Genomic DNA, 17,881 nt, shown 5'->3' with positions numbered 1-17,881 from the left:
CCTCCCCGGAGGAGGGGGCTTTTCCTTTACCCCCGCCCGACCCGTTTGGCCGGAAAGACCAGCGACATGGTGGTGCCTTCGTCGCGGCGGCTGACGACGTCCAGGCGGCCGCCATGCAGTTCGATCAGCCGCTTGGTCAGCGGCAGTCCCAGGCCGGTGCCGACCTGGGCGCGGGCCAGCGCGCTGTCCACCTGCCCCCAGGGCTCCAGCGCCTTGCCCAGTTCCTCCCCGGTCATGCCGATGCCGGTGTCGCGCACCGACAGCCACAAGGCGCCGTCCGCCGCCACCCGGGCGCCGAGCGTCACCACGCCATTCGTCGGGGTAAACTTCACCGCGTTCGACAGCAGGTTCAGCAGCATCTGGCGCAGCTTGCGTTCGTCGGCGCGCAGCGGCGGCAGGTCCAGCGGCACCTCGGTGGCGATGCTGACACCATGGCGCGACGCCCGCTCGGCCAGCAGCCGCGCCGTGCCGATCGCCACCCGCACCACGTCCACCGTGCCGTCCACCAGTTCCAGCCGGTCGGCGTCGGCCTTGGACAGGTCGAGCAGGTCGTTGATCAGTTCCATCAGGTGCCGGCCGCTCTCGGCGATGTCGCGGGCGTATTCCCGATAGAGCGGGATGGCGTGCGGCCCCAGCACCTCCTGCTCCAGAAGTTCGGCGAAGCCCATCATCGCGGTCAGCGGCGTACGGATCTCGTGGCTCATGTTGGCGAGGAAGGCGGTCTTGGCCCGGATCGCCTGTTCGGCCTGCCGGCGCGCCTCCTCCAGCTGGCGGGCGCGCAGCTCCGTCTGTTCGGCCGAGCGCGCCATCAGCACGGTCACCGTGCCGACGCCGAGATAGCGGCTCCGCTCCACCACCAGGAATCCCGTCACCAGCGCCGCCGGCTTCAGCCGGGCCAACTGCCGACCGATCTCCGCCAGCGGCGTCGCCCCTTCGATCAGCAGCGGATGCGGGTCCATCGCGTCGGAGACCAGCGGCATGCCGCCCCCCTCTCCCCCGCCGGCCGGCGGCAGCCGGCCACGCTCCAGCAGCCCGGCGACGCGGCCGTCGCCGTCGACCACCGGCAGGGCGGCAAGCTCCGGCTGGCGCCGGAAACGGGCGAGCGCGGCGGCACACTCCTGGTCAAGGGTCAGCGGCGGCACCGGAACGGCCAGCCCCGCTGCGGTGAAGGCGGGTTCGTCCATGGGCGGCTCCGCCGCAATCGTCGGGGCGGGAGGCGGGACATCGAATGGCGTCATTGCGGCTCCTCCCCCTCCCTGTCCGGCATGGTCACGTCCGATCAGGCGCCGTCCCGGACTGCACGGCGCTCCATCCGACAAAACCTAGCAGGGGATTATGAGCAATTCGTTTCCGTTCCAACCATCCGCTCCCGCTGAACGATAGCCGGAAAGTACTATGGCTTTGGCCGGCAAAGCCTCTTCCGCTCGGCCGTCCGGCAGGGCTGTCGGTGGCCGTGGGTGTTTGAGAATGCGTCCGAAACACAGTATATTGGTCGGATATTCGGGGTGCCGCAAAGGGCCGGCCGGGATGGAACATCCGGTCGGCGTTCGGTGCTGGCGTGCCCGGGGATCAGGGAGACCGGAGGGGCGAACCGTCGCCCGTCGAACAAAGACAGGAACACAGGGGATGTCCATGCCCTCGCGCCTTGAAGAACTGTGCGTGAAGAAGGGATTGAAGATGACCGATCAGCGCCGCGTGATCTCGCGCGTGCTGTCGGAGGCGACGGACCACCCCGATGTGGAGGAAGTGCACCGCCGTGCATCCGCCATCGATCCGCGCATTTCCATCGCCACGGTCTATCGCACGATGCGGCTGTTCGAAGAGGCGCACGTCATCGACCGGCTGGATTTCGGTGACGGCCGTGCGCGCTACGAAGAAACCAGAACCGATCATCACCACCATCTGATCGATGTCGACTCAGGAGAAGTGATCGAGTTCACCAACGATGAAATGGAACGGCTGAAGGAAAGCATCGCCCGCGAACTTGGCTATGACCTGATCGGCCATCGGTTGGAACTGTACGGTGTTCCGCGCAAACGCCGGACCGATAAATCTGAGTCTTAACTTTATGAAGAACTTCTTGGCGATGCGCACAAGGGGTGCAGGCTAACTCTCCCTTCCCCGGAATCTCCACACGCGGGACGGGCGGGTCAGGCGGCCATCGCTTGCGGGGTGCATCGGGTGCCGGTCTGGACCTTGCCGGCCACTGGTCCAAGGTTAGGCGAGGAGCAAACCTCACTGACCGGAACCGGCCGCACCATGGATGATCGTCCCGACAATCGCCAAGACCGACGCCCCGACGCCCGGCCCGAAAGCCCGCCGAGCACGGCCGGGCCGGACATTCCCAAGACCGCAGCCAACGCCGCAGGCTCGGGCCCCGACCCCGTCCTCGAACGGCTGGACCGCCTGTCCGACCTGCTGATGCGACGCATCGACCGGCTGGAAGAGCGTGTCCGCAGCCTGGAGCAGGACAATGGCGAGATCATCAACCTGCTGATCGCCGTCAAGGCAGGGCTGGAGGAGGCGTCCGGCGACCTGATCGCCCAGCTGGAAGAGGTGGACGACAGCGCCGGAGCGGACTTCGCATCCGACGACGCGGAGGACGGGGCGGAAGAGGGACCGCTCTTCGAAGCGCCCTGCGGCCCCACCATGCTGCATTGATCGGTATCGCCAGAGCCGACTTGGCCAGGGCTGACCTGAAAGTCCTTGCCTGCCGCACCGCGCCGGCCGGATAAACATGGTCATGCAAACGACGTCCGTTCCGCCCCGCGGCATCGAGCCCCGGACCAGCCTCACGCCGCCCACGCCGCTGCTGGCGATGGCTCCCGATTCGCCGGCTATCGAGTCATCGGTTTTGGGGCCGGCCGGTGTGGCCTTCTTCGACTTCGACGGGACGCTGATCCATGGCGACAGCCTGCCGATGTTCGTCGGCGAGGTGATCGGCCGGCGCCGCGCCGCCCTGGCACTGGCCGATGCCATCCGATCGGCCCTGCACCGCCATGTCCGCGGCCGCGGGCCGGGCTGCGATTTTCCGGGGTCGGTCAAGGCGATCTATCTGAAGCGCACCCTGCGCGGCCTGCCGGTGGCCGACGCGCTGGCCGCGGCGGAGCGGATGGTCCCGCGCGTGCGCTGGCACCAGCCGATGCTCGATGTGCTGAAGGAGCATCGCCGGCAGGGTCGCCGCGTGGTGGTCGCCACCGGCGCGCTCGACCTCTACATGCCGGCGCTGCTGCGCGGGCTGGAGGTGGACGACCTGCTGGCGACGGGCATGGAGGTGGTGGACGGCAGGCTGACCGGCCGGCTCAGCACCGCCAACTGCGTGCGGCTGGACAAGGCGGAACGGGTGACGGGCTGGATCGCCGGCAACGGCCCGGTCGCCGCCACCTGGGGCTATGGCAACCATCCCAGCGACCTGCCGATGCTGGCGCTGATGCACAAGGGCGAAGTGGTCCGTATTCGACGAAGGTCGAACCACAGGTAGCGGCCGTTTACAACCCGTCCACCCACCCGCATACTCCCCTCGTCCATAACAAAAACATGATGGACGGAGGGGGAACGTGGCTTTCAGCATCGAAGCGGACATCCGGATGCCGGGGTACGGCGGGCGCCGCGCCGTGGTCGCCGATGCCGACCGCATCCAGCGCGAGGCGCTGGCCGGCCATCTGTCCGGCCGCGGCTTTCAGGTTTCGCAGACCGCCGGTGCGCTGGAGGCCCTGACCCTCATCGGTGCGGAGGCGCCGGTCGTCGCCTTGCTGCCGCTGGATCATGAGGGCGACGAGGGCGACCGCGCCGCGACGCTGGCGGCGATGCTCTATCCGCAGACCCGCATCCTGATGACCGGTCCGCGGATGCCGAACCTGCCCTTCCCCATCCTGCCCCGCCCGGTCGATCTGACCGCGCTCGACCGCTGGCTGGACGAGGCGACGGCTTAAAAGCTCCGCACGCGCTCCAGCTTCTGCGGGTTTGCGACCTGATAGACCCGCAGGATGCGACCATCGGCAACATCGAAGGCCAGCACGCTACGGAACGATCCGCCCAGATCGGTCAGCAGTCCCGGCCCGCCATTGACCCGCACTGGCACGAATCGGAAGCTGACGGCGCGCTTGCGCTGGACGCCGATCAGGAAGCGGGCGATGCGGTCGGCGCCGAACAGCGGCTTGACCGCCGTCCGCACCATCCCACCGCCATCGCTCAGCCACTGGGCGTCGTCCGACAGCAGGGCGACGATGGCGGCATAGTCGCGCCGGACGCTGGCCTCGGCGAAGGCAGCGGCCAGACGGCGTCCGGCATCCGGATCGGCCATCGCGGCGGACGGCTCGGCCATGCGGGCGCGGGCGCGCCGCATGATCTGGCGGCAGGCCTCGACCGACTTGCCGAGCATCGCCGCGATTTCCGCGTAATCCAGATCCATCGCCTCGCGCAGGACGAAGACCGCCCGCTGGTCCGGCGCCAGCCGTTCCAGCAGCAGCAGCATCGCCATCGGCACCGACTCGGCCTCCGCTCCGTCCCCTGGCCCGTCCTCCAGCCCGTCATCCCAGTCGGCGACCTCGGGCTCGGGCAGCCACAGCCCGTAATAACGTTCCCGCGCCACCCGGGCGGAGCGCAGCCGGTCGAGCGCCAGCCGCGTCACCAGCGTCGTCAGAAAGGCGGGGGCCGACCCGACGCTGCCGGGCGCAACCGTGGACCAGCGCAGCCAGGCGTCCTGCAGCGTGTCCTCCGCCTCCGCCACCGAGCCGAGCAGCCGGTAGGCCAGGGCGCGCAGCCGCGCCCGCTCGCCCGCGAAGGCGGCGAGTGCGGTGTCCGGGTCGGCCAGCGCCGTCACGCCGCCATCCCGACGGCGGTGCCCTCGATATGCTGGGCGATACCGATGCGGTTCCAGGCGTTGATCTGCGCCGCCGTCACGGTCAGTTGGGCAATCTGCTCGGCACTGAAATGGCGTTGCAGCGCCCGGTAGGCTTCGTCGATGCGGTCATGCTGGGTGCGGGTCAGCACCTCGGCCCAGGCGAAGGCGGCGCGCTCGTCCGGCAGGAACAGGTCCGACCGCTCCCACTCGGCAAGGGCGGCGATGCGCTGGTCGGACTGGCCGTCGTGGCGGGCTTCCTTGGTATGCAAATCGATGCAATAGGTGCAGCCGTTGATCTGCGACACGCGCAGGTCGATCAGGTGGATCAGCCCGGTCGGCAGGCCGCTGCCGCGGATGGTCTTGGCGGTGGCGAACAGCGTGGCGTACAGGGACGGAGCGTCGGTGGCGACGGTGAAACGGAAAGCCATGGTGTTCATCCTCATCTGGAGTGTCTTCACCCCCCATGACGGGGCGCCCATCTCCAGCGTGACGCATGGCTGCCTTGCGCTTGGCTCGGGCGCGCACCTCAGGCGTCGCCGAGCAGCCCAACCGCCTCGCGCAGGATGGCGATCTTGGCGGCGAACCGCCCCTCGGGATCGCTCTCGCCGATCAGCTGGATCATGATCCCAAGCGCATGGGCGACGCGCGGCGCCATGCCCGGCCGCTCGCGCACGCGGACGGCAAGCTCGGCCAGCGCCGGCCGGTAGGGACGCCCCTCGAACCCGTCGGTGGCGATCGACTCGAACCGGTTGGCGAGGTCGAGGATCTCGCGGTTGTCGGTCATGCTCTATCCAACAGCTTCAGACGAACAGCATGGCGCCGCCGCCGGGCGCCCCGCTGGACGCTTGGTTGAGGAAGGTGACGACCCCGCCGGTGGCGACCGGCACGTCCGCCCGCAGCGAGACGCCCGGCGGCAACCCCAAAGCCCGCAGCCCCATCTCGCAGGCCATCACGGTGACGCCCATGGCGACGCAGGCCTCCAGCAATTCCTCGAAGGTGGCGAGGCCGTGGGTGGCGAAATACCGGTCGCGCGCCACCGGCGTGCTGCCGTCGTCGGCCGGGTCCAGGTCGTGCCAGCCCAGCACCCCCGGCTCCGTCTCATGCACCAGGGCACGCAGGGCGCGGCCGGTGAAGAACAGCGTGACCTTGCGGTTGGTGGCCGCCGCGGCGCTGGCCATCACCAGCGCGTAATGGACGCGGTCGAAGCCGCCGGCGAATAAGACGATGGACAGGGCCGACGTGCCGCCGGCTCCCGTCGCCGGTATTGAGTTGGGCATGGTTTCAGGCAGGGCAGTGGACATGGTGGCCGCCTCCCGTCGTTGCCGTGGCGCCCTTCAATGGGCGGAGAGGTCGTGGATCGTCGGATGATCGCCGCAAAGCGCGCAGTCGGGATCCCGCTTGATGGAGATGCGCTGATAGGACGCATAGAGCGTGTCCATCATCAGCAGGCTGCCCGACAGGCTTTCGCCCAGCCCCAGCAGTTCCTTCAGCACCTCCGTCGCCTGCAGCGAGCCGACGGAGCCGGCCAACGCACCTAGAACCCCGCCTTCCGAGCAGGACGGCACCGTGCCGCGCGGCGGCGGCTCGGGGAAAAGGCAGCGATAGCAGGGGTGCGGCGCGCCCAGATGCGCCTTGAAGGTGGTCAGCTGCCCGTCGAAGCGCAGGATCGCCGCCGACACCAGCGTCTTGCCGGCCAGGAAGCAGGCGTCGTTCAGCAGAAAGCGCGTGGCGAAATTGTCCGACCCGTCGGCGACCAGATCATAGCCGGCGATCAGCTCCATCGCGTTGTCGCGGCTGATCCGCGTCCGGTGCGTCTCCACCCGGACATCCGGGTTCAGCGCCCGGATGCGGGCGGCGGCACTGTCCACCTTCGGCAGGCCGAGCGACGACTCGTCGTGGATCACCTGCCGCTGCAGGTTCGACAGGTCGACGGTGTCGTCGTCGACGATGCCGATGGTGCCGACGCCGGCCGCCGCCAGATAGAGCAGCAGGGGCGCGCCCAGGCCGCCGGCACCGACGACCAGCACCTTGGAACGCAACAGCTTTTCCTGGCCGATGCCGCCGACTTCCGGCAGCACGATGTGGCGGGAATAGCGGTGAAGCTGGGTATCCGTGAAGTCCATGGCCCGCAGCATAGCGCAAGGACGGGCCGTTGCAGCAACATTCGATGCCGCGTTTTCCGCAAGCCGGCAGTGCCGCCGGTCAGGCCCCGCTCCCGTTATGCTTTGGTCGAGGTGGTTGGCTTCGCTTCCGACGCCCACTGGCGCAGCCGGTCCTGACGTTCGCGCAGAGTCTTCTGGATGGCGCTTTCCTGGTTGAGGCCGCTGTCCGACAGGTCCGGATTGCGCGGGACGAAGCTCAGCCGGAAATCCGTCGGGCTCTTCAGGCTGGACGGCGGCACCACCACCATCGAATATTGGCCGGGCTCCAGCTTGTAGGTCGGCTTCTGCAGGAAGTTCTGCTCTGCATCGGTCTTGCCCGAGTCGCTGGCGGCCACCACCTTGCCGTCCTTGTCCATCATCGCCCAGCGCGTGTTGGCGAGCGAGATGTCGGCGGTGAAGGTGCCGCCCTGCACGACGTTGAAGGTGTGCTTCTGGACGCCGGTGTCGCCGTTCCCCGGCGGCTGTGCGGTCCCCTTCAAGGTCGCGCCGCCGCCGGTCACCAGAACGTTCTGCCGTTCCGTGACATCCATCGAATAGTCGCGCACGCCGGCCGCCCGGTTGGCCTGCGAAAAGGTCGCGGTGTAGGTGCCGGGTCCCAGCCGCGCGCTGGCGTCCGCCGCCGATTCCTTCGACCGGATGGTGGTCACCACCTCGTTGCGGTCGTTGCGGATCTCGACGTTGGTGAAGGTGTCGTTGATCTTGAAATTGAACTCGCCGGACTTGCTGACCGTGAAGGTCTGGCTATCGGCGTTGGCCCCGTCCGAACCGATCTTGGTCGTCTTCCCCTTGAACTGGGAGAAGGCGCTGCTCGACAGGTTCGGAACGTAGGTGGCGGCGGTAATATCCGTCATGGCGGTCACTCCCCGGCGGCACGGACGGAACGGCGGTGCGGTCACCCGGAAGATTAGCCGAAACGGCGAAATCCGTCAAATTTCGGGCCGGAATTTCGCCGCCAAGCTGCGAACCGAAGCTGCGGGTGGGGGCGAAGATCACCCCCCACCCGCATCGATGCGCCTTTACTCCAGCCCTTCGAACAGGGCGGTCGACAGGTAGCGTTCGGCGAAGGACGGCAGGATCACGACGATCTGCTTGCCCGCATTCTCCGCCCGGGCGCCGATCTCCAGCGCCGCCGCCAGCGCCGCGCCGGACGAGATGCCGACCGGCACGCCTTCCAGGCGGGCGACGTTGCGGGCGGTCTCGAAGGCGCGCTGGTTGGAGATGCGCACCACCTCGTCGATCAGCTCTTTCTTCAGGATGTCGGGCACGAAGCCGGCGCCGATGCCCTGGATCTTGTGCGGGCCGGGCATGCCGCCGGACAGGACGGGGCTGTCTTCCGGCTCGACCGCCACCGCCTTGAAGGAGGGCTTGCGCGCCTTGATGACCTCGGCGGTCCCGGTCAGCGTGCCGCCGGTGCCGACGCCGGAGATCAGGAAATCGACCTGACCGTCGGTGTCCTTCCAGATCTCCTCCGCCGTGGTGGCGCGGTGGACGGCCGGGTTGGCGGCGTTCTTGAACTGCTGCAGCAGATAGGCGTTCGGGTCGGCGGCCAGGATCTCCTCCGCCTTGCGGATGGCGCCCTTCATGCCTTCCGCCGCCGGGGTCAGCACCAGCTCGGCGCCCAGCAGCTTCAGCATCTTGCGCCGCTCCACCGACATGCTTTCCGGCATGGTCAGGATCAGCTTGTAGCCCTTGGCGGCGGCGACGAAGGCCAGCGCGATGCCGGTGTTGCCGGAGGTGGGTTCGACCAGCGTCGTGCGGCCGGGGGCGATGGTGCCGGCGGCCTCGGCGGCCTCGATCATGGCGCGGCCGATGCGGTCCTTGACGCTGGCGAGCGGGTTGAAGAACTCCAGCTTGCCGATGATCTGGGCCTTCACCCCCGCCTCGGCGGCGAGGCGGTCCAGCCGTACCAGCGGCGTGGCGCCGATCGTGTCGAGGATGCTGTCGTAGATCTTGCCGCGGAACTCCGGTGCAGCCATGATTCCACCTCTGAGATTTGTGTTATAAGTGAGTTCAACACCCCAGGCGGAGCATTATCCAGCACAGGGGCACTGTCAAACGGCAAGTGCGGCGAACGGCAAGTGGGGTGCCCCGGCCGTCCGCACCAGCCTATGCCGACCCCGTCAGCCCGGCCAGATCAGATGGTGAAGTCGATCCGGTCCTCGGTCTCGCTCTCCACCCCGGCGCGGCGGGCGCGCATGCACAGGTCCTCGATGGTGATGGTGTCGAGCTTCAACATGCATTCTTCCTGCAGTTCGCCCCACAGCGGGCGCACCACCTGATGGCCCAGCACGGAACCGGCCGGCTCTTCGATCGGGTCGGTGGCGGTCTCCATCGCGCGGACGACCTTGACGATCTCGCCCAGCGTGATCCGCCGCCGCTCGCGCGCCAGCCGGTAGCCGCCACGCGGGCCCCGCACACCCGCCAGCACGCCTTCGCGCACCAACTGCTGCAGCACCTGTTCCAGATAACGCTTCGGGATGCCCTGGCGCCGGGTGATCTCCCCCGATTGCACCGGCTCGGTGCCCGCGTTGTAGGCGATGTCGAGGACCGCCTCGATGGCGAACATCAGCTTCTTGGAGATGCGGAGCATCACGAAAGACTCCCGGTGATCTGTCCATGGGCGGCCCGGCGGTGGAAAACCGCCTTCTCTCCCATTCCCGCCTGTTGGTTAAGAACCGTTTTACACCGCAGACGCGGTAATTCTCAACAGGATTTGTCGCAGACAGATTCGGGAAAATGCGCCTCACCCCACCGGAGCCCAGGCCACCTGCCCCAGTTCTTCGCGGAAGGCGAAGCGTTTCAGGTGGTCGATCACCACCCCCTGCATACGCTCCATCTGCCCGGAATCCTCCACTTCCAGGGTCAGGGTCAGTCCCGCGTCGTCGGCCGCCATGCGGCAGCGGCTGTCGGGGCTGAAGGGGACGAGGCCCTGGGTCTCGTCATAAACGACCTCGAACTTGTGCGCCCAGTGCTTGCACAGTTGGGTCATGTAGCGGCGCCCGTTCGGCGTTACGATGCGTGCGGTCGATGCGGCCATGGCCGTTGTCTCCTGTCCGGTCAGATGCGTTCGACGCTGCGGGCGGCGTTGTCGATGATGTCGGCGATGGCCTGGGTCTGCTCCGTCGTCAGGTCGCCGCGCGACAGGCGCATCCGCAGGGCCATCTTGAAGTTCTCGACGGCACGGACGATCTGCGGCGACGATTCACGCTGGCGGCAGGCCTTCGCATGGGCGATGCGTTCGCGCACCGCCGCCACCGTCGGCTCCGCCGCCGCCAGCGCCGCCGTGCCCTCCGGCGTGATCTCGTAGAGCTTCTTGTTGCCTTCGGTGGCGCCGACGCGGATGTGACCCTGCTCCTCCAGCAGGGTCAGGGTCGGGTAGACGACGCCGGGGCTGGGGCTGTAGGCGCCGCCGACCTTCTCCTCGATCGTCTTGATCAGGTCGTAGCCGGAGCGCGGCTTCTCCGCGATCAGCCACAGCAGGACCAGGCGCAGGTCGCCATGGTCGAAGATGCGCCGCTCGCCCCGGCCGCCTTTCCCCTGGCCGCCCCAGCCTTCCCAGCCGCCGCGATGGCCGTGGCGCCCGTGCCGGCCGCGTCCCTCCGGAGCCTCGTCTTCAAATTCCGGACGCGAGAAGCGGCGGCCGTGATTGTGAAACAGGTGCCGAAACATGGAACCCTCTCTTGATGCAGTTTCGATATAACGAAAACTTAGATATATCGAAACCCGCTCTCAGACAAGAGGGATCGTTCGGGCAGGCGTTCGTACCCCCGGACAAATCGCGTCCGCCTGCAAATCTCTGTCGCCCGCCCGGCCGAAGGGGCTATAACCGACGCCCTGGCATTGCTATCGCGCGTGTGTGTCCTCATGCCTCTTCGGATCGAGACCTTTTCCAACGTCACCGGCGGCTCCAGCTTCTTCAAGGCGGTGGGCCATCCGCTGGCGGCGCCCAAGGCCGCGATCCTGATCGCACGGCTGGCTTCCTTCGGCCCGGTGGCGGTCTATGACCCGCTGGGCCTGCTGTCGGGTCTGGCGGAGTTCTATGACCTGTCGTCGATCGACATCGGCGGCATCTATGTCCAGGACGTGGAGCAGGTGGGCCGCGAGGCGTTCGGCCACGCCGCCCGCCCGGTGACCGACCTGCCGTCCAGCGGCGCCCGCACCGTCTTCATCGTCGCCTTCGATTCCCAGCGGCTGGAAGGCCACATCGCGCACCTGATCCCGAAGCAGGCCGGCGTCGTCTCGCTCGACGCCATGCGCGTGCCGGAGGACATGCTGAACGACCCCGGCCATTACCTGTCGAAGTTCAACTGGGCGACCAACTTCGCCTGGTTCCGCGACGGCGACGGCCACCACACCCGCGTGGTGTCGGCCAATTACTGGCCGCGCTACGGCGCCAAGGGCACCCGGCTGTGGGCCTGCCTGTTCGACGGCGAGGGGCGCCCCATCGCCGACTGGACGGAGCCGATGCCGCCGACCGACGGCACGGTGGTGATCGACAGCCGGCAGGTGCGCGAGCGCTTCAACCTGTCCGACTTCTGCGGCTCGCTGTTCCTGCACGTCATCGGCGCCGCCGGGCATGACGTGGTCAAATACGCGCTCGACACCTATGGCGACGACGACACGGTGCTGTCCTGCACCCACGACGCCAACGCCTGGCCGGCCGACCTCTATGCCGGCCTGCCCGCCCCGCGCGAGGGCGAGCGGGTGACCCTGTGGATCCAGAACAGCCACCCGACGCCGATCCCGGCCGGCGCCGTCGGCCTGAACCTGATGGGGTCGCCGGAGATCCGCAGGCTCGACCGGACGGTCCCGGCCTTCGCCACCGTCGAACTGGACGTCGCCGACCTGTTCCCCGAGGCGCGCTGGCCGCAGCAGTTCGAGGTTCAGGCCGGCAAGCATTTCGTCCGCCCGCGTTACGAGATCGTCGCCGCCGACGGCCGACGCCGCATGGCCCATGCCAATGTCGAGCGCACCGACCTGAAGCCCGATCCGAAGTTGCCGCAACTGACCGGTGGCGCCATGGACAAGGGCGTCGTCGGCAAGGGCCACATCCTGCCGGCGCCGCTGCTGCCGATGGGCCGCTGGCGCACCATTCTGCTGCCGACGCCGATGAGCACGGCGCAGAACGAACTGCCGGTGAAGGCCGTCGTCTACGACCGCAACGGCGCCGCGGTGGCCGAACACCGCTTCGGCAACCTCAAGCGGTCCGACAGCGTGGCGCTGGACGTGACTGGGCTGGTCGCCGACAAAGGCGTCGTCGATGAAACAGGAGATGGCGGCTGGGGCCATGTCGAACTGGTCTATGATTTCGAAGCCGGAACGATCGCCGACGGTTGGCTGCACGCGCTGGTCCGTTACGAGGACGTAACGACCGGCCATGTTGCGGAGACCAGCTTCGGCAGCCACATGTTCAACATGGCGATGATCTATCGCGACGAACCCCAGAGCTACCATGGCCGCCCGCCCGGACTGTCGACCCGCCTGTTCCTGCGGCTGGGCACCGACCCGTGGGACACGCTCTGCCACCTCGTCTACCCTGCCTCGACCCGGTGGCATGCCACGTCCGACACCAGCCTGATCCTGGTGCGGCGCGACGGTGTCGAAGTGGCGCGCAAGCGGCTGGCGATCCCCTGCGGCGGCTCGCGCTTCTGGCGCTATCACGAGATGTTTACGGAAGCGGAACGGCTGGCGGCGGGCGAGCATGCCTATGTGCTGATCCGCGACACCACCTGCCGCCTGTTCGGCTACCATGGCTGCCTTGCGGCCGGTGACAGCGCCTTCAGCCTCGACCATATGTTCGGTTTCTAGAACCGTTTCAATCGCCTCCCATTCTGCCGATACACTGCGGGATCACGTCCATGGCCACGACCCACCACACCAAGGTCCTCATCATCGGCGCCGGCCCGGCCGGCTACACCGCCGCCATCTATGCCGCGCGCGCCAATCTGGAACCGCTGATGGTCCAGGGCATGCAGCCGGGCGGGCAGCTGATGATCACCACCGATGTGGAGAATTACCCCGGCTTCGCCGATCCGATCCAGGGCCCCTGGCTGATGGAGCAGATGCAGAAGCAGGCGGAGCATGTCGGCACCAAGATGGTGTTCGACCTGATCACCGACGTCGACTTCAGCCAGCGTCCCTTCGTCTGCAAGGGCGACAGCGGCGACACCTACACCGCCGACAGCGTCATCATCGCCACCGGTGCCCAGGCGCGCTGGCTCGGCATCTCGACCGAGGAGATCTATCGCGGCTTCGGCGTGTCGGCCTGCGCCACCTGCGACGGCTTCTTCTTCCGCGGCAAGGAGGTCGCGGTGATCGGCGGCGGCAACTCCGCGGTCGAGGAGGCGCTGTACCTGACCAACCACGCCACCAAGGTGACGGTTATCCACCGCCGCGACAGCTTCCGCGCCGAACGCATCATGCAGGACCGCCTGTTCCGTCACCCGAAGATCGAGGTGGTGTGGGACAGCACGGTGGAGGAGATCGTCGGCGAGGGTGACGGCACCATGGGCAACCCGCGCGCCGTCACCGGCGTGCGCGTGAAGAACGTCAAGTCGGGCGAGGAGCGCGTCATTCCCGTGGCCGGCGTCTTCGTCGCCATCGGCCACGAGCCGGCGACCGGCATCTTCAAGGGCAAGGTGAAGATGGACGAGTCGGGCTATATCGTCACCGCCCCCGATTCGACCGCCACCGACATCGCGGGCGTCTTCGCCGCCGGCGACGTGAAGGACAAGGTCTATCGTCAGGCCGTCACCGCCGCCGGCATGGGCTGCATGGCCGCGCTGGAGGCCGAGCGCTGGCTCGCCCACCACGAGCCCGCCGCCGGCGCCCATGGCGACCCCAGCCCGGCCGGGACGTGGTGAGCGGCAGGTAAGGATACGCGGCGGATGCCCCCTCCCTAACCCTCCCCCACCTTCGGTGGGAGAGGGAACTCCGCCGCTATGCGACCGACTCCCTCTCCCGCGAAGCGGGGGAGGGTTGGGGAGGGGGCATCCACCGCACCCACCTCCCCATACCCCCCTATGCCCTTGACGGGCTTTGCACAAAGCCGCGACTGTGATTCCTTAGCGCGTCCATTCGCGAGGGAGTCCTCTTGCCTACGCTGAAACGCGGCCTGACCCTGCTGGTCACGGTCGCCGCCACCCTGCTGGGCCTGCTGCTGGTCACGTTCCTGATCGGCCGCGTCGTGCCGATCGACCCGGTGTTGTCCGCGCTCGGCGACCGGGCGAACGCCGAAAGCTATGCGCAGATGCGCACGCAGCTGGGCCTCGACCTGCCGCTGTGGCAGCAGTTCCTCCGCTATGTCGGCGATGTGCTGCAGGGCGACCTCGGCACCTCGGTGCTGACCTCCCGCCCGGTGCTGGAGGATGTGCTGCGCGTCTTCCCGGCGACGCTGGAACTGGCGACGGTCGCCGTCGTGCTCGGCGCCCTGCTGGGCGTGCCGGCCGGGGTGTTCGCCGCCACCCACCGCGGGCGCTGGCCCGACCACGCCATCCGCCTGCTCGGTCTGATCGGCCATTCGGTGCCGATCTTCTGGCTGGGGCTGATGGCGCTGCTGCTGTTCTACGCCAAGCTGGACTGGGTGCCGGGACCGGGGCGGGTCGACGTCTTCTACGAGGGCATGGTCGATCCGGTGACCGGCATCGTCACCGTCGACGCCCTGCTGGCCGGCGAGACCGAGATGTTTTGGAACGCCGTTCATCATCTGGTTCTGCCGTCGGCCATCCTCGGGCTCTACAGCGTCGCCTACATCGCGCGGATGACGCGCGGCTTCATGCTGGACCAGCTGCGCCAGGAATACATCACCACCGCACGGGTGAAGGGACTGTCGGAGACCCGGGTGGTCTGGCGCCATGCGCTGGGCAACATCGCGGTGCCGTTGATCACCGTCATCGCCCTGTCCTATGCCAGCCTGCTGGAAGGGTCGGTACTGACAGAGACGGTGTTCGCCTGGCCCGGCCTGGGGCTCTACATCACCAATTCGCTGCTCAGCGCCGACATGAACGCGGTGCTGGGCGGGACGCTGGTGGTCGGCGCGGTCTTCATCGCGCTGAACCTGCTGTCCGACCTGCTCTATCGCCTACTGGATCCCCGGGCCCGATGACCGCGCGCACCGAAACCCAATCCGCCGGCTGGCGGGAATGGCTGACCACCGACACGCCGCAGTCCCGCGCGCAGGCCCGGCTGGGCCGCGCCTGGGCCGGCTGGACCGCCTTCCGCCGCAACCGGCTGGCCGTCGCCGGGCTGCTGATCGTGCTGGCCCTGGTCGTCGTCGCGGCGCTGGCCCCGGTGCTGGCGCCCTACCATCCCTATGCCCAGAATCTGGACAACCGGCTGATGCCGCCAAGCGCGGCCCATTGGCTGGGCACCGACGCCTTCGGGCGCGACATCCTGTCCCGACTGATCCATGGCGCGCGGCTGACGCTGATGATCGTGACGCTGGTGGCGGCGACGGCGCCGCTGGCCGGGCTGGTGATCGGCACGGTCGCCGGCTATTTCGGCGGCTGGGTCGACACCGTGCTGATGCGCATCACCGACATCGCGCTGGCCTTTCCCAAGCTGATCCTGGCGCTGGCCTTCGTCGCCGCGCTCGGCCCCGGCATCGAGAATGCGGTGATCGCCATCGCCATCACCTCCTGGCCGCCCTATGCCCGCATCGCGCGGGCGGAGACGCTGACCGTCCGCCGCGCCGACTTCATCAGCGCCGCCCGGCTGCAGGGCGCGTCCAGCCTGCGCATCATCCTCGGCCACATCATGCCGCTGTGCGTCGCCTCGCTGATCGTGCGGACGACGCTGGACATGGCCGGGGTGATCCTGACCGCCGCCGGGCTGGGCTTCCTCGGCCTCGGCGCCCAGCCTCCGCTGCCGGAATGGGGGGCGATGATCGCCAGCGGCCGGCAATATGTGCTGGAGCAATGGTGGGTCGCCGCCATGCCCGGCCTTGCCATTTTCATCGTCAGCCTGGGCTTCAACCTGCTGGGCGATGGCTTGCGCGACGTGCTGGACCCGAAGGGGGATTGAGCCATGGCCAATCAAAAGATGGCGGACAACACTCCCCTGCTTGAAGTCTCCAACCTCCGCGTCGCCTTCCCCACCCGCACCGGCATGGCCGAGGCGGTGCGCGGCGTCTCCTTCACCTTGGGCCGGGAGAAACTGGGCATCGTCGGCGAGTCGGGCTCCGGCAAGTCGATGACCGGCCGCTCCATCCTGCGCCTCGTGCCGCCGCCGGGCCGGGTCACCGCCGACCGGCTTGCCTTCAACGGCGAGGATCTGCTGACGGCCTCGGCCAAGCGCATGCGCGACATCCGCGGCCGGCGCATCGCCATGGTGATGCAGGATCCGAAATACTCGCTGAACCCGGTGATGACCGTCGGCCGCCAGATAGCCGAGGCCTATCGCGTCCACAGCAAGGCCGGCGCCGCCGAGGCCAAGCGCCGCGCGCTGGAGATGCTGGCCGCCGTGCGCATCCGCGATCCGGAGCGGGTCTATGACCGCTACCCGCACGAGGTGTCGGGCGGCATGGGCCAGCGCATCATGATCGCGATGATGCTGATCCCCGACCCCGACCTGCTGATCGCCGACGAACCGACCTCCGCCCTGGACGTCACCGTGCAGATGCAGGTGCTGGCGATCCTCGACGACCTCTGTTCCCAGCGCGGCATGGGCATGATCTTCGTCAGCCACGACCTGAACCTCGTCGCCTCCTTCTGCGACCGCATCCTCATCATGTATGCCGGCCGGGTGGTGGAGAGCTGCCGCGCGTCGGATCTGCACGCGGCGCGGCACCCCTACACCCGTGGCCTGCTGGCCAGCCTGCCGAAGATCGACGAGCCGCCGGGCGACCTGCCGGTGCTGAGCCGCGATCCCGCATGGCTGGCCGATGGGCTGGCCGATGGGCTGGAGGGCTGACGATGATGATCGACATCCAGGACCTGCGGGTCAGTTTCGGCGACGGCGCCGACGCCGTCACCGCGGTGGACGGCGTCACCCTGTCGGTGCGGGAGGGGGAAAGCTTCGGCCTCGTCGGCGAGTCCGGCTCCGGCAAGTCCACCGTCCTGCGCGCGGTCAGCGGCCTGAACGACGACTGGACCGGCCGCATCGCCGTCGCCGGCGCGGATCAGGGACCGAAGCGGCAAAAGGCCTTCTACAAGCTCTGCCAGATGGTGTTCCAGGACCCCTACGGCTCGCTGCACCCGCGCCACACGGTGGACCGCATCCTGGCCGAGCCCATCGCCATCCACGGGCTGAACGACGCCGATGCGCGCATCGACCGGGTGCTGCGCGATGTCGGTCTTGGCCCCGCCTTCCGCTTCCGCTACCCGCACCAGCTGTCGGGCGGCCAGCGCCAGCGCGTCGCCATCGCCCGCGCCCTGGTGCTGGAGCCTCGCGTCCTGCTGCTGGACGAGCCGACCTCGGCGCTCGACGTGTCGGTCCAGGCGGAAATCCTGAACCTGCTCCGCCGGCTGCGGGCGGAGCATGGCCTGACCCTGGTGCTGGTCACCCACAACCTTGCCGTCGTCGCCAACCTGTGCGACCGGCTGGCGGTGATGAACCGCGGCCGTCTGGTGGAGGAGATGACGGTGGAGGAACTGCGCCGGGGTGCCGCGCGCGAGCCCTACACCCTGCAACTCCTGCGCGCCAGCCTGGGTTATGACCGCGCGACAGCGGAGAGCTTCCGGGATTATGCGTGAGGGGCAAAGTGCTGTTGCCCCCTCCCCAACCCTCCCCCGCTACGCGGGAGAGGGTGCCTTATGCGAAGCGGCGGCAGTTCCCTCTCCCACCGAAGGTGGGGGAGGGTTAGGGCATAGGCGCTAACATACCGGCTTCCTTATGAAGGGAGCCGGTATGTTTTCGGTCTGGCGTTTTCGTCGTCGGG

The 17,881-nt window shown here is 68.3% G+C and carries 21 protein-coding genes; 10 read left to right on the top strand and 11 right to left on the bottom strand.

Features of this window, described 5'->3' with window-relative positions:
* Positions 1–26: 26 nt before the first annotated feature.
* Positions 27–1,238, bottom strand: a complete 1,212-nt coding sequence (locus FZ029_RS19530) for an ATP-binding protein (protein WP_149271158.1) — start codon at positions 1,236–1,238, stop codon at positions 27–29.
* A gap of 394 nt (positions 1,239–1,632) precedes the next feature.
* Between FZ029_RS19530 and FZ029_RS19525 the strand changes: the two genes are divergently transcribed.
* The 4 genes from FZ029_RS19525 to FZ029_RS19510 all read left to right on the top strand — a co-directional run bounded on the left by FZ029_RS19525 (position 1,633) and on the right by FZ029_RS19510 (position 3,932).
* On the top strand, positions 1,633–2,064 hold the full coding sequence (locus FZ029_RS19525) for a Fur family transcriptional regulator (protein WP_085090580.1): 432 nt from the start codon (positions 1,633–1,635) through the stop codon (positions 2,062–2,064).
* A 195-nt stretch (positions 2,065–2,259) separates the two neighbouring features.
* Positions 2,260–2,661: a hypothetical protein gene (locus tag FZ029_RS19520; protein ID WP_149271156.1), complete on the top strand. Its 402-nt coding sequence runs from the start codon at positions 2,260–2,262 to the stop codon at positions 2,659–2,661.
* Positions 2,662–2,743: 82 nt separating this feature from the next.
* Positions 2,744–3,481: an HAD family hydrolase gene (locus FZ029_RS19515; protein ID WP_149271154.1), complete on the top strand. Its 738-nt coding sequence runs from the start codon at positions 2,744–2,746 to the stop codon at positions 3,479–3,481.
* 76 nt (positions 3,482–3,557) lie between these two features.
* A complete protein-coding gene (locus tag FZ029_RS19510) occupies positions 3,558–3,932 on the top strand; it encodes a response regulator (protein ID WP_149271152.1) in 375 nt (124 codons plus the stop codon).
* Here FZ029_RS19510 and sigJ read toward each other — a convergent pair.
* The 10 genes from sigJ to FZ029_RS19460 form a co-directional block, all read right to left on the bottom strand.
* Positions 3,929–4,822, bottom strand: coding sequence for an RNA polymerase sigma factor SigJ (sigJ, locus tag FZ029_RS19505; RefSeq protein WP_149271150.1), 894 nt, complete (start codon positions 4,820–4,822; stop codon positions 3,929–3,931). The two genes, FZ029_RS19510 and sigJ, sit on opposite strands and share 4 nt — an antisense overlap.
* Positions 4,819–5,271, bottom strand: a complete 453-nt coding sequence (locus tag FZ029_RS19500; protein WP_149271148.1) for a carboxymuconolactone decarboxylase family protein — start codon at positions 5,269–5,271, stop codon at positions 4,819–4,821. The genes sigJ and FZ029_RS19500 overlap by 4 nt, the downstream gene beginning before the upstream one ends.
* A 98-nt stretch (positions 5,272–5,369) precedes the next feature.
* A complete protein-coding gene (locus FZ029_RS19495; protein WP_149271146.1) occupies positions 5,370–5,627 on the bottom strand; it encodes a hypothetical protein in 258 nt (85 codons plus the stop codon).
* A 16-nt stretch (positions 5,628–5,643) separates the two neighbouring features.
* Entirely contained in the window at positions 5,644–6,144 is a 501-nt protein-coding gene (locus FZ029_RS19490) for a DsrE family protein (RefSeq protein WP_247892400.1), read from the bottom strand.
* A 33-nt stretch (positions 6,145–6,177) separates the two neighbouring features.
* Positions 6,178–6,966 carry a molybdopterin-synthase adenylyltransferase MoeB gene (gene moeB, locus FZ029_RS19485; protein ID WP_188051986.1) on the bottom strand — a complete coding sequence of 263 codons (789 nt, stop codon included), beginning with the start codon at positions 6,964–6,966 and terminating at the stop codon, positions 6,178–6,180.
* A 95-nt stretch (positions 6,967–7,061) separates the two neighbouring features.
* Positions 7,062–7,856 (bottom strand): hypothetical protein, encoded by a 795-nt coding sequence (locus FZ029_RS19480; RefSeq protein WP_149271142.1) that lies wholly within the window; start codon positions 7,854–7,856, stop codon positions 7,062–7,064.
* Between the two features lie 165 nt (positions 7,857–8,021).
* Entirely contained in the window at positions 8,022–8,981 is a 960-nt protein-coding gene (cysK, locus tag FZ029_RS19475; protein ID WP_149196788.1) for a cysteine synthase A, read from the bottom strand.
* 158 nt (positions 8,982–9,139) lie between these two features.
* Positions 9,140–9,595 (bottom strand): Rrf2 family transcriptional regulator, encoded by a 456-nt coding sequence (locus FZ029_RS19470; RefSeq protein ID WP_149271140.1) that lies wholly within the window; start codon positions 9,593–9,595, stop codon positions 9,140–9,142.
* 153 nt (positions 9,596–9,748) lie between these two features.
* Positions 9,749–10,042, bottom strand: a complete 294-nt coding sequence (locus FZ029_RS19465) for a DUF2218 domain-containing protein (protein ID WP_149271138.1) — start codon at positions 10,040–10,042, stop codon at positions 9,749–9,751.
* Positions 10,043–10,062: 20 nt separating this feature from the next.
* Positions 10,063–10,674, bottom strand: a complete 612-nt coding sequence (locus FZ029_RS19460; protein ID WP_149271137.1) for a PadR family transcriptional regulator — start codon at positions 10,672–10,674, stop codon at positions 10,063–10,065.
* Positions 10,675–10,869: 195 nt separating this feature from the next.
* Between FZ029_RS19460 and FZ029_RS19455 the strand changes: the two genes are divergently transcribed.
* The 6 genes from FZ029_RS19455 to FZ029_RS19430 all read left to right on the top strand — a co-directional run bounded on the left by FZ029_RS19455 (position 10,870) and on the right by FZ029_RS19430 (position 17,696).
* Positions 10,870–12,813 carry a hypothetical protein gene (locus tag FZ029_RS19455; RefSeq protein WP_149271135.1) on the top strand — a complete coding sequence of 648 codons (1,944 nt, stop codon included), beginning with the start codon at positions 10,870–10,872 and terminating at the stop codon, positions 12,811–12,813.
* A gap of 50 nt (positions 12,814–12,863) precedes the next feature.
* Entirely contained in the window at positions 12,864–13,868 is a 1,005-nt protein-coding gene (gene trxB, locus FZ029_RS19450) for a thioredoxin-disulfide reductase (protein ID WP_149271133.1), read from the top strand.
* A 230-nt stretch (positions 13,869–14,098) separates the two neighbouring features.
* Entirely contained in the window at positions 14,099–15,109 is a 1,011-nt protein-coding gene (locus tag FZ029_RS19445) for an ABC transporter permease (protein ID WP_149271131.1), read from the top strand.
* On the top strand, positions 15,106–16,026 hold the full coding sequence (nikC, locus tag FZ029_RS19440) for a nickel transporter permease (protein WP_149271129.1): 921 nt from the start codon (positions 15,106–15,108) through the stop codon (positions 16,024–16,026). The genes FZ029_RS19445 and nikC overlap by 4 nt, the downstream gene beginning before the upstream one ends.
* Positions 16,027–16,029: 3 nt before the next feature.
* Positions 16,030–16,914 carry an ABC transporter ATP-binding protein gene (locus FZ029_RS19435; RefSeq protein ID WP_247892399.1) on the top strand — a complete coding sequence of 295 codons (885 nt, stop codon included), beginning with the start codon at positions 16,030–16,032 and terminating at the stop codon, positions 16,912–16,914.
* Positions 16,915–16,916: 2 nt separating this feature from the next.
* A complete protein-coding gene (locus FZ029_RS19430) occupies positions 16,917–17,696 on the top strand; it encodes an ABC transporter ATP-binding protein (protein ID WP_149271127.1) in 780 nt (259 codons plus the stop codon).
* Positions 17,697–17,881 lie beyond the last annotated feature (185 nt).

Source organism: Azospirillum sp. Sh1 (genome assembly GCF_008365135.1).
GTDB classification, from domain to species: Bacteria; Pseudomonadota; Alphaproteobacteria; order Azospirillales; family Azospirillaceae; genus Azospirillum; species Azospirillum oryzae.
The sequence above is the reverse complement of the archived record's forward strand: the minus strand, read 5'-3'. Positions and strand labels throughout refer to the sequence as shown.

Coding starts and splice junctions, on each gene's coding strand:
- FZ029_RS19435 (WP_247892399.1), top strand. CDS start 16,030: ATGGCCAATCAAAAGATGGCGGACAACACTCCCCTGCTTGAAGTCTCC.
- FZ029_RS19465 (WP_149271138.1), bottom strand. CDS start 10,042: ATGGCCGCATCGACCGCACGCATCGTAACGCCGAACGGGCGCCGCTAC.
- moeB (WP_188051986.1), bottom strand. CDS start 6,966: ATGGACTTCACGGATACCCAGCTTCACCGCTATTCCCGCCACATCGTG.
- FZ029_RS19430 (WP_149271127.1), top strand. CDS start 16,917: ATGATGATCGACATCCAGGACCTGCGGGTCAGTTTCGGCGACGGCGCC.
- FZ029_RS19515 (WP_149271154.1), top strand. CDS start 2,744: ATGCAAACGACGTCCGTTCCGCCCCGCGGCATCGAGCCCCGGACCAGC.
- FZ029_RS19490 (WP_247892400.1), bottom strand. CDS start 6,144: ATGTCCACTGCCCTGCCTGAAACCATGCCCAACTCAATACCGGCGACG.
- FZ029_RS19460 (WP_149271137.1), bottom strand. CDS start 10,674: ATGTTTCGGCACCTGTTTCACAATCACGGCCGCCGCTTCTCGCGTCCG.
- trxB (WP_149271133.1), top strand. CDS start 12,864: ATGGCCACGACCCACCACACCAAGGTCCTCATCATCGGCGCCGGCCCG.
- FZ029_RS19525 (WP_085090580.1), top strand. CDS start 1,633: ATGCCCTCGCGCCTTGAAGAACTGTGCGTGAAGAAGGGATTGAAGATG.
- FZ029_RS19470 (WP_149271140.1), bottom strand. CDS start 9,595: ATGCTCCGCATCTCCAAGAAGCTGATGTTCGCCATCGAGGCGGTCCTC.
- FZ029_RS19500 (WP_149271148.1), bottom strand. CDS start 5,271: ATGGCTTTCCGTTTCACCGTCGCCACCGACGCTCCGTCCCTGTACGCC.
- cysK (WP_149196788.1), bottom strand. CDS start 8,981: ATGGCTGCACCGGAGTTCCGCGGCAAGATCTACGACAGCATCCTCGAC.
- FZ029_RS19520 (WP_149271156.1), top strand. CDS start 2,260: ATGGATGATCGTCCCGACAATCGCCAAGACCGACGCCCCGACGCCCGG.
- FZ029_RS19480 (WP_149271142.1), bottom strand. CDS start 7,856: ATGACGGATATTACCGCCGCCACCTACGTTCCGAACCTGTCGAGCAGC.
- FZ029_RS19495 (WP_149271146.1), bottom strand. CDS start 5,627: ATGACCGACAACCGCGAGATCCTCGACCTCGCCAACCGGTTCGAGTCG.
- nikC (WP_149271129.1), top strand. CDS start 15,106: ATGACCGCGCGCACCGAAACCCAATCCGCCGGCTGGCGGGAATGGCTG.
- FZ029_RS19530 (WP_149271158.1), bottom strand. CDS start 1,238: ATGACGCCATTCGATGTCCCGCCTCCCGCCCCGACGATTGCGGCGGAG.
- FZ029_RS19455 (WP_149271135.1), top strand. CDS start 10,870: ATGCCTCTTCGGATCGAGACCTTTTCCAACGTCACCGGCGGCTCCAGC.